This is a genomic window from Pseudoalteromonas sp. SG44-17, from assembly GCF_014164235.1.
Classification (GTDB): Bacteria; Pseudomonadota; Gammaproteobacteria; order Enterobacterales; family Alteromonadaceae; genus Pseudoalteromonas; species Pseudoalteromonas rhizosphaerae.
The window spans coordinates 137378-147556 of the sequence record NZ_JACJEV010000010.1 but is presented as its reverse complement, the minus strand read 5'-3'; the positions used below and the strand labels follow the sequence as shown (position 1 = coordinate 147556).

The window sequence follows — 10179 nt, the reverse complement described above, 5'->3', positions numbered from 1 at the left end:
GAACATCATCACATTGAGATAATGCTTTTTCAACAGCTTGAACTTTAAATTCTTGAGTAAATCGACGTCTCATTTTATCTGCCTCTATTAAAAGTTAGAGGCGACAACTATCCTGACACAGGGGGGTTTTCGCTTATTATAATCATTAAAAACATACCCTGTTATCGTATCCAGTGAACCGCCAAAAGTTTCTATTTCGGGTTTAATTACTTCACAATTACCTCTAATGATATTTACGTACTTACTTCTAACTTCTCTAACAATAATTGCAGAGTGGGTTGCTATAATAGCAAAAGATAAGGTTTCTCTTAGAATCAGATCTAGCATTGAGATCAAGCCAACCTCTAACTCTGGATGAAGATAAAGCTCAGGTTCATCAATTAATATTATAGATTCATTAACTATCTCGCTAGCTATTTGAGGTATCATTAATGAGTATATCTCTTGGCCAGAACTAAGATTCATTGGTTGGTGGTTTTGTGCTGATAGTAATACTATTTCTAGCTTTGGTTTGTCTAGTTCTGACATCGAACTAAACTTACTTGCAAATTCAGGAAGCTCTATAGTTTTTATTACTTCTCCAGAATTGAGCCTTATCGCAATTTCTTTAAAGTCGATAGCCAGCTTTAATGTCTTAAATATTAATTCAAACCTTTCAAAATTTCTTGACCAGCTATTTTCGAGATCATCTAGAATTGATTCTAAGATCGCAATAGCACTTTTGTGTCGGGCATTTTCGAAATCAATTCTAGATTCATCTGATTTTAAACCAATGTAGGAATAGCCATTGATATAATCAGAGCGTTCACTTCTTTCTTTTTTTTCTTCTTCACTATAATCGAGATGAGATTCGAAGTTTGATCTTCTTTTCTCAAAAGCTTCCTTTTCGGTTAGAAAGTTTTCAAAAGGAGAGAACGAAACTACGATCAGTTTCGTACGAAATGGTAAGTTTACTGCTTTGTTATTAAGCGATAAGAAGTCATTAGTTAATGATTGAAGAGTTTTTGTTTTTCCTTGACCATTTTTACCAACGAGAATATTAATTCTACCATTAAGGGGATCCTTTGTGTTGAAGTGAAAATTAATACGTGACTCTTCCGACAGCTTAGTTTCAAGGTCAAAGATAGTTAGCTTCTCATAAGTTCCATTAGCTGTAGGAAACCCATGCTGTAAAATTGAACTTTCACTCGCGTCTCTTAGCAAGGACTCCGAAAATCCTGGCCATTGACTGTAGTCATTCTTTTGAGCTATTAAGTAGCTTGCATCGCATAAATTACTTAATAAATCTCTAACGGTACTTTTATTTTTTATAATAATATTTAGTTTATTGTAATATTCTAACTTCTCACCTAGAGAGATGAATGGGTTATCTCCAGCTTTATTGATTTTGTATAAATTACTTTTTTTTGATTCTTTAAAGCTTTTCTTAATGTAATCATGACTATTGTTAATTCCCTTGAAGAGAAGTTTTATTTGACCTAATGAATGCTTTTTATTTTTGAAAAATAAAAAAGCCTTAAAGGTTGTTTTAAAATCATAATCATCCCATAGGTATGTATATGAAGTGCCATAGTAATCAGGCGTGAGTATTAGTGTGTTATCCAAATCGCTAGGTAAGGTGGAGTTTGAATCGCAATAAAATATTTTCATTAGAGAATAACAATTTTATAAAATTATATTTCTTAACATTACCAATTTTTTTTACTTATTACACATTAATTCGCGGCTCAACATTTTCTTGAGAGCTTTATCGAATCAGAGCTTTTTGTAAATATAGCTTTAAATCAGTGTAGCCTTCACACTCAAAAGTGATTTCATCATTATCAGCATAAATTTCTGGTTTTTCATTACTTCCTTCATTAATTGCTTCTAGAATTACATATCTAGCTGTATCTTCCTCTCTCTGCTCTATTTCAGCATAATCAACCCATAATACATAAAACTGTTCGCCTACTTTAAAATAGAAGCTAGGGCATTGATCATTGTGCCAGCTTTTATCTATTAGATAAGGGTGATTTTTTAAGTCAAAGCCTAGGTCAAAGTTTTGACCAAATTCTTGTTTGTATAATTCCATGTTGCTTCTCTTTAAAGTTAATAAGCCGATGCTTCAGCATCGGCTTTATGCCGCAATTTATAAACTAATACCTAAATCTTCTTCAGTTAGGTAGTAGCAGCTATCATCAGGTTCAAATCCACATTCATTCGCGTAAGTAGGCACGCCATTTTTAAAACTAATAGCCAAATGAGGTGTTGGGCTATCGTGACGAACTATCTGAGTTTCATGCTTAATCATTTGTTTATATGGAATATTTAGTGCAACGTTCACTGCTCTCAGTATGTGATTGCTTATACCAATGGTTTTTTCTATCACAGAGTTATAAGTGTTTAATTCGGCCTTGATAATTTTCTCCTCCTCCCAATCACTTAGATACTCAGACCACAAGTGCGCTCTCAAATCAGAGCTTTCATTAAAGTGTGAGGCATTCCATACATTTACCTTATGGCTACCATCGCGATAATGTATAACTACCTCTGCCATTTTTGATTTGATAAGCTCTTCTTTAAACTCACTCTCCGAATTATGGTGAAATGATAGTTCTGGTTTATTAGGCTTTTGTATTTTGATGTTTGTATCGTTAAGGTTCTCTATGAGGTCTAAGAGGCGAACAATTGTTTTATCAGGCGTATCATCAAAGCCTACAGCATACTTTTCAATACGCTTATAAGTGGTTTTAGTGATCGGAAAATCGATTAAGTCAGTTTCATATTCTTTCATGCGAGCTTTCCTTTGCTATGTATTTTCTTAAGTAGGTATGCGTAAAGTTATTATTTTTAATACATATATGATTCTAAAATGATTAATGGCTTTGGCTGGCATCGTTAAACATCTAATAACACAAGCACCTGCAATAACTTCAAGTAATGTAGTAAACTTACATCAATATCGAAAAGTACAAAAGCATAGTTTTACTTTTAGTACCCACATTAGTACCCATGGCCTACGGCCTGAAATTAAAGGTCATATAAATCAAATGAGTAGAGCAGGAATACAGTGGTTCCCTGGGCATATGAATAAAGCCCGTAATGAAATTAAAGAAATAATGCCACAAATGGATGTGATTATTGAAGTGCTTGATGCGCGCATTCCTTACAGTAGTGAAAACCCGATGGTGGCGACGTTGCGTGAAGGTAAGCCGGTCATCAAAATTTTGAATAAAGCTGATTTAGCCGATCCTAAAATGACGCAAACGTGGAAGGATTACTTTGAGCAAGAAAATGGCGTAAAAGCGATTGCGTTTGGTAATGATAAAGCGGCTGAAGTTCATCGTATTAATGAACTGTGTAAAAAATTAGTGCCGCATAAAGTTGGTGCTGATAAACAAATTAAAGCCATGATCATGGGTATTCCTAACGTGGGTAAATCTACGTTAATTAATGTGTTAGCGGGTCGTATTGTTGCGAAAACAGGCAACGAACCGGCGGTTACTAAAGCGCAGCAACGTATTAAGCTTGAAGACGGCATCATGCTTTACGACACACCGGGTATGTTGTGGCCAAAAGTTGAAAATGAAAACTCAGGCTACCGTTTAGGTGCTACAGGTGCGATACGTGATACCGCACTTGAATATGAAGAAGTCGCTAGTTACACCGCTGAATATCTATTGCGGGCGTATCCTGAACTTTTAAAAGCGCGTTATAAAATTGATGAATTACCTGAAAATGATTGGGAATTTGTTGAAATGGCGGGTAAAAAGCGTGGTTGTATTCGTGGTGGTAACCAAATTGATACTTATAAAATGTCAGAAATTCTAATTAATGAATTACGCGATGGCATAATTGGTCGTATCACTATGGAAACTCCAGCTATGCGTGAAGAAGAAGAAGTGATGGTTGCAGGGCTTCGTGCTGCGGCTGAGGCTAAAAAAGCCGCTAAAGAAGAAGAGAAAAAACAACGTCGAGCACGAGCACGTAAAAACCGCCGGTAATTGTTTTTCCACTGGTTAGCTCACTAAATTAAAGACATAAAAAAAGCCCGTAAGGGCTTTTTTAGTTTCATATCTACCGTCACCGATATGAGCAATGTAGCAAGTAAAATAGTAGGGCGGTTACCTGTCACCAACATCAAGGGGCGTTGCGGTTAGTAACAGGTAACCTTAGCTGTTTACGTGCGCCACACGTGTTTCAGGGTCGAGAAACAAATCAGTTTATTCCGTACAAGTCGTTGTGCTTTGCGTCTTGTTGATATTGATTATCAGTTAGATCTTATGATCTGTCAACACCCATTTGCAAATAATTCTCATTTATTTTATTTGCTGATAAAAACAACAAATAAAGCACTTTGTTGGCATTAATATTACACAGCCCGACTTCTTGCTGATATTAGATTATTTTGCATTGCTAATGCTTATGGCGTCTTATTACTTGCAATGCGGTTATTTATTTGTTCTACCAATTCTTTATCTTTGCTTCCTTCGCTATTAACTATAAGTAAAAAGTGCTCGCCTTGTTTGTCGATAACTTTAATCACTGTATTATCAAGTTGTGTTCTGCCATAAGTGACTTCGACGCTAGTAACATCCTTAAAGTGTTTTAAGTTTGATTCAAGTTGGCCTTGTTCATTTTGCCAATAGCTAAAAATGTAGTTGTCGCTTATACCATTGCCGTCGTTACGAAAATCTACCCACGCATCGCTGTAAAAATATAAAACATCTTCATCAATAGGTACTAATTGATGGCGTTTTAAGAATTGCATTTGAAATGACCACAATTTATCGCCTTTTACGATAGCGGTACTCGGTAATAAATAGACTTCTTCCAGTAAGCTTAAAAATAAAATAGGTACCCAGATTATGGCGATAACTATATTTCTTACTCGCCATTTAGAATTGTATGCAAGTGCGTCAGATGATTGGTTTAGGTGTTGAATGTAATTAACTAATGGCAGCCATAAAAATGGCAGGATACAAATAGCTATAGTAGTTGCTTCGTCAATACGGGTCATGAGACTTGCCAAAATAACCAGTAACCACGCAATAATTGCCAAGACGTTTGGCATGATTTTATTTTTATTGTGCTGCGTTTGGCTGTGTGCAACTAGCTCTAAATATAAAGAGTAATAAAAAAATATCGCGAAAATCCCGCGAGCAATCGGCATGATATGACTATTTTGCTGTATTTTAATTGCTTTCCAGTTGCGATAACTCCAGTAGTTAATAAAAAGTCCTAAAGTAAAAATACTATAAAGAATAAACTTTGCATTAGTAACTGGGTAAAACTGCGCATCACTAAATGTTGGGCGCTTTGCTGACTCGATACGCCATGCCACAATAAAAAATATCAGTGCGAGCAGGTAAGCAAGTAATACTACAATGATCCAATTATCGTTTAAATCAAAACTGCTAGTGGTATCTGCAGTTACATATTTAACAATGCCAAACTGCGCATTGTCGATTAGCTTGTCTCGTTCGCTCAGGTACAGTTTAATCTGATCAGCTGGAATATGATCTTGTTTGGCGCTAAATGAAAAATCGAGTGTTAATATATTGTCCGTAAAGTGGATATTCTTTTTGAAATTAAAGAACGCATTATCAATTTCACTTTGCTTATTATCAAAGTGCCAATTTGGTTCTTCAAATTTTATTTTAATCGTTGTTTCAATATTATTTGGGTACTTAAAATACAGCGGCGTTGTGCGATTAATTTGATCGGGTTCGTAAACGCTATTTTGTATCTCTGAGGCATAAAAGTCAGCTCTGAGTCCTTCGTCGTCAGGTTGCCAAAAATCATTAATAAGGTAAAACTCGTCACTTAACAGCTCGCCGTTATTTGTATTCTCAGTTACCGTCATCGGCTTATCAATGGTTATGCCTTGAAAATAGCCTTGGTAATATTCTAGGTAATCTTTCGCTATTTTATCGAGTCCATTGCGGGCTAATGAACTGCGTCTATTTACAGCATCAAACTGGCTATATATGTAACTAGTTTGAAATGTTGTTGGCTGTTCAGGTTTAAGAGCTATGGTGTAGTTATCATGCGTTTTAATTGTAATACCATCGACAGGGGGACTCATTTTTGTAAGCTGTTGCTCAAAAGGTTTAACAATCAATGCATAACCATAATTTGGTTGTGCTAAATGCGCTAAAGTTCCGGTTTGATAGTTTATTGTTGGATCTAGCCAATAACGTTGACCTGCATGCTCAAGCGTGACAATGACATGATCAAATATTTGTGCTGAGGCTGGTAGTTCAATTAACCGTTTACCTTCGTCAGTGTTCACTAATGCAGGATAGGCTTTGATCCCCATTGCTTTAAGTAATGAAATTAGCAGTACGGTTTTGTCTTTACAATCACCATAACGAAGTGCCAGAGTTTCAGATGCCGACGTTGGTTGGTGGGAGTTAGTACCCATCTCCAAGCCTAAATAACGAACCTCGTCTTGACTGAACTTTAATGCAGCGGCGATACGATCGGAGGCTTGTGGATTACGCATGGCTATTTCATCGGCAATGAGTGTTACAGGATCTGTTACTTCTATTGCGGATTGATATAAAGGGGCTGCCCAGTTAGCAACTTCCTGCCATGATTTTAATTCAGAGAAAAAAACCTGTTTATACGGGTTATACCAATATGGTGTTTGGCTTGAAGATGTGATTGTTGCTTGATTGTGTAAGCTGATTTGATAGTCATGACCAACAGCGAGCGGGGTGTCTTTTATGTCAACCTCGCCGTTAATTGTATTGATATAAAGTGGTGTGGGTTTTTGCCATAACACACGCATAAATTGTTGCGCCACCGGTACCGACCAGTTTAATGTGCGAGACGCGCTAAAATGTTGGTAAATAGGGTTGCGGCCAGTAATCGTAAAGCTGTAATCGAGCTGGTCGTTAATGCGCATATCATCAACAATAATATTTAAACTTAGGCTGCCGTTGTAAATTCCATTGGCTAATTCGGTTTCTCGTTGTAAGACCTTAAATTGTGCGCTAGCGAGTTTATTTATGTATTGCCCATCTCGGATAAGGCCAAGACTATTGAGTGTGAGGGTTTGATAACTGGGATCAAAGTCTAAATTAAGTTGGCTAATGTAATCGATGCCAGTTTGGTTCACCGCCTGCATCACAGTACGCGTGTAGCGCTGCTGAGGATGTTGAGCAGATACTTTTATTTGGGTATCAAGTAATCGGTAATAAGTACCATCGACGATTTGGTTGACTGGGATTTCCGTTTTAATCAGTGGCTGTTGTTTCACCCAATCATCTGCAGCTTGGATTTGGTATTCTTGGCTGGTGCTATAAAAACTTATAACTAAAAAACACACACTGAGTGTGAGGCTCGTTAATTGAGTCCATTTCATTATTGTTCTTCTTTTTGGCTGGTTTTAAGTGTCCCTATTGTTGTTAGATTACCAAGCTATGGCTTATAAGCCAATAAAATACAGGGCATTATCTTGGTAAGGTAACTAATACACGAGTACCTTGACCTTCAGGATTGGCTAATAATTGTAACTGACCACCTTGATTACGAATGAGTTCGCGGCTGATCACTAAACCGATCCCTGCGCCTTGCGCTTTTGTTGAATAAAAAGGCACAAATAGGTTTTCAGGATTTGTAATACCAGTGCCGCTATCGAGCAGCTTAATAACAACTTTATCTTTATGTTGTTGCCAGCTAAGAGTAGGTGCGCTTCTACCTCCGGCTTCAAAGGCATTTTTAATTAGGTTGATCAGTGCTTGTTCTAACTGGCCTAAATCTACATTGAAGTGCTGAGGTTCAGTTGCTTGAATAACTAACTGTGGAAATAAGGCATGTAATCTCAGATTGATTTGTTCTGTGGTTACGGCTTGCTTATTAGCGGCAGGCAGCTGTGAAAAGGCACTGTAACTGGCTACAAAGTCGAGCAAGTGCTGGGCGCGTTTTTCAATCACTTGTAGCATGTCGCTGGCTAAATCAGGTGCATTACTGATCTGTCCTTGCTGCTTCATGATCTGAAGAGACTGACTCATTGAGTAAATCGGTGTGAGGGAGTTTCTAACTTCATGATTAAGTACGCGTATTAATCGCTGCCATACTTGTTGCTCGTTGCTACGTAGTTGTTGCTCAATCGAAAATAATGTCAGTAATTCGTAGCTTCGCCCTGCACGCCAAAATGTTTGTGATGAGATATGAAAACGCTGCTCAAAACATGAATCATCATGTTGTTGCCACATGCCTTGGTTATATATGAGGCCGAGATTATTTGCTGTTAAACCTGCAACGTCAGGAGTGGTTAAACTATTTAAGAATGCTTGATTAGTGAAATAGACTAATCCGTGCGGGTCTAAAATAACAATGGGTAAATCAAGCATGCCAACAAACTCAAATACAAACTCTTCGGTTTGTATGTAATGACGTTTATTTTTAGCAATTTTGTTACTGAGTTTATTAAAGTCGGCTTTTAAGCTTGTAATGCGCCCACCTTGGTATTTGGCTAAGTGCCAGCTATTGCTTTCGTTATTCGCAAGGGCATCAAGTTGTAAGCCAAACCGATCGAGTACATCAGTAACTAGCCGATAACTTTTTAGCGCCGCAAGTACCGTTAGAGTGATCAACGGCAATAATATACTGATACTGGCAAACCAATCTAAATCCCAGCTGATCGTAAGCAAAATACATAACGTCAGCAGGATAAAAACCATCAAATAAAGGTAGCGTTTAAGGTGCTGTTCAAGTGACTGGTTGGTTGGCATTTAACTGTCTGCTTCTTTTAAATCAAGCTGATGCTTATCGATGCGCCTGTAAATAGCTGATTTACTTAATCCTAAAAATTCCCCAGCAGCAATAACATTGCCATTAAATTCAGCCAGTGCTTTTTGGATCATTTGTTTTTCTAGCTCCTCCAGCGGTAATAGCGGTAATAGCGGTAATGATTGATTGGCTGCTGCGCTATGGCTGATGCTTGCTTCACTACTGGGTTGTGCAAGAATTAAATCACAGGCGCCAATATTGTCGTTGTCGCTCATAATCACGGCTCGCTCAACACAATGGCTAAGCTCTCTTACATTACCAGGCCAATGGTACTGGGTAAGCGCCAGCGTCGCTTCGCCAGTCAGTGTCATGCCGCTGCGCTGATATTTTTTACTGTGTGTTGCCAACAAGTGATTAGCCAGCTCAACGATATCTTCCGGGCGTTCGCGCAGGGGCGGAATGTGTAGTTCAATGGTGTTGAGTCGAAACAGCAAATCGCGGCGAAATTCGCCTTCTTCAATGGCTTTGGCAAGCTCTGCATTGGTTGCAGCAATAATACGAACGTCGGCAATTTTGGTTTGACTGGAGCCGAGCACTTCAAATTCTTGGCTTTCGAGTACGCGCAGCATTTTACTTTGCAACTCCAGCGGCAAAGTGGCTATTTCATCTAAAAATAAGGTACCGCTATTGGCTATTTCAAAGCGGCCTAAGCGGTCTTCTTTGGCATCAGTAAAAGCGCCTTTTTTATGACCAAATAATTCACTTTCAAATAATGATGGGGCAATAGCACCAATGTTTACGCTAACGAAGCGTTGCTCACTGCGGTTTGAATGTTGATGTATGTAATGTGCTAAGAGGCTCTTGCCAGTGCCATTTTCGCCAGTAATTAAAATGCTGGCATTGGTTTGGGCTGCGCGTTTAGCTCGGGCTAATAACTGTTGCATAGTGGCTGACAGGGCAATGTAATTAGCATCGCTGGTGCTATGCAATGCTTTTAAACAAGCATTGTCGTGGTTGGTTTTTTGTTGTTTCAGCTGCTGTTGTACCACCGCAGTTAAGCGCAGGTTGTTCCATGGCTTTTCAACAAAATCGACCGCACCCAACTGCATGGCTTTTACAGCAACATCAACGCTTGCCCATGCGGTCATGACTACCACCGGGATATTAGCGCTCAGGGTCTGCAGTTGCTGTAAAAATCGCAGTCCTTCAGCGCCGGATGTGGTGTCGAGTTTAAAGTTCATATCAAGCAAAATAAGGCTTATAGCTGTGCTGCTGATTATTTCCAGCGCCTGCTCTGGGCCTTGTGCTTCAATGCACTGATAGCCAATTTGATTTAATGCCACGATGGCCGCCATGCGTACATCGGCTTGGTCGTCGATAACTAAAATTGTGTCCATTTTGTTCTTCTTGTTTCAAGCAAAAGCAAATTGCTTTACTTTTGCTTGGTTATCACAT

7 protein-coding genes are annotated in these 10179 nt (G+C 38.4%); 1 reads left to right on the top strand and 6 read right to left on the bottom strand.

Going from position 1 to position 10179, the window contains the following annotated elements; all coding sequences use genetic code 11:
- Window positions 1–87: 87 nt before the first annotated feature.
- The 3 genes from H5182_RS09855 to H5182_RS09845 all read right to left on the bottom strand — a co-directional run bounded on the left by H5182_RS09855 (window position 88) and on the right by H5182_RS09845 (window position 2776).
- Window positions 88–1650, bottom strand: coding sequence for an AAA family ATPase (locus tag H5182_RS09855; RefSeq protein ID WP_182759948.1), 1563 nt, complete (start codon window positions 1648–1650; stop codon window positions 88–90).
- A 97-nt stretch (window positions 1651–1747) separates the two neighbouring features.
- Window positions 1748–2074, bottom strand: coding sequence for a hypothetical protein (locus H5182_RS09850; protein WP_182759947.1), 327 nt, complete (start codon window positions 2072–2074; stop codon window positions 1748–1750).
- Between the two features lie 57 nt (window positions 2075–2131).
- Window positions 2132–2776 (bottom strand): hypothetical protein, encoded by a 645-nt coding sequence (locus H5182_RS09845; protein ID WP_182759946.1) that lies wholly within the window; start codon window positions 2774–2776, stop codon window positions 2132–2134.
- Window positions 2777–3032: 256 nt separating this feature from the next.
- Here H5182_RS09845 and ylqF point away from each other — a divergent pair, with 256 nt between their 5' ends.
- Window positions 3033–3986 (top strand): ribosome biogenesis GTPase YlqF, encoded by a 954-nt coding sequence (gene ylqF, locus H5182_RS09840; RefSeq protein ID WP_145240293.1) that lies wholly within the window; start codon window positions 3033–3035, stop codon window positions 3984–3986.
- 419 nt (window positions 3987–4405) lie between these two features.
- Here ylqF and H5182_RS09835 read toward each other — a convergent pair whose 3' ends face one another.
- The 3 genes from H5182_RS09835 to H5182_RS09825 all read right to left on the bottom strand — a co-directional run bounded on the left by H5182_RS09835 (window position 4406) and on the right by H5182_RS09825 (window position 10121).
- On the bottom strand, window positions 4406–7354 hold the full coding sequence (locus H5182_RS09835; protein ID WP_182739460.1) for a DUF3857 domain-containing transglutaminase family protein: 2949 nt from the start codon (window positions 7352–7354) through the stop codon (window positions 4406–4408).
- A gap of 88 nt (window positions 7355–7442) precedes the next feature.
- Window positions 7443–8726, bottom strand: a complete 1284-nt coding sequence (locus tag H5182_RS09830) for a PAS domain-containing sensor histidine kinase (RefSeq protein ID WP_182759945.1) — start codon at window positions 8724–8726, stop codon at window positions 7443–7445.
- The gene (locus H5182_RS09825; protein WP_182759944.1) at window positions 8727–10121 is read right to left on the bottom strand and encodes a sigma-54 dependent transcriptional regulator; all 1395 of its coding nucleotides are present in this window, start codon (window positions 10119–10121) and stop codon (window positions 8727–8729) included. It lies immediately after the preceding gene.
- Window positions 10122–10179 lie beyond the last annotated feature (58 nt).

Coding starts and splice junctions, on each gene's coding strand:
- H5182_RS09855 (WP_182759948.1), bottom strand. CDS start 1,650: ATGAAAATATTTTATTGCGATTCAAACTCCACCTTACCTAGCGATTTG.
- H5182_RS09850 (WP_182759947.1), bottom strand. CDS start 2,074: ATGGAATTATACAAACAAGAATTTGGTCAAAACTTTGACCTAGGCTTT.
- ylqF (WP_145240293.1), top strand. CDS start 3,033: ATGAGTAGAGCAGGAATACAGTGGTTCCCTGGGCATATGAATAAAGCC.
- H5182_RS09830 (WP_182759945.1), bottom strand. CDS start 8,726: ATGCCAACCAACCAGTCACTTGAACAGCACCTTAAACGCTACCTTTAT.
- H5182_RS09835 (WP_182739460.1), bottom strand. CDS start 7,354: ATGAAATGGACTCAATTAACGAGCCTCACACTCAGTGTGTGTTTTTTA.
- H5182_RS09845 (WP_182759946.1), bottom strand. CDS start 2,776: ATGAAAGAATATGAAACTGACTTAATCGATTTTCCGATCACTAAAACC.
- H5182_RS09825 (WP_182759944.1), bottom strand. CDS start 10,121: ATGGACACAATTTTAGTTATCGACGACCAAGCCGATGTACGCATGGCG.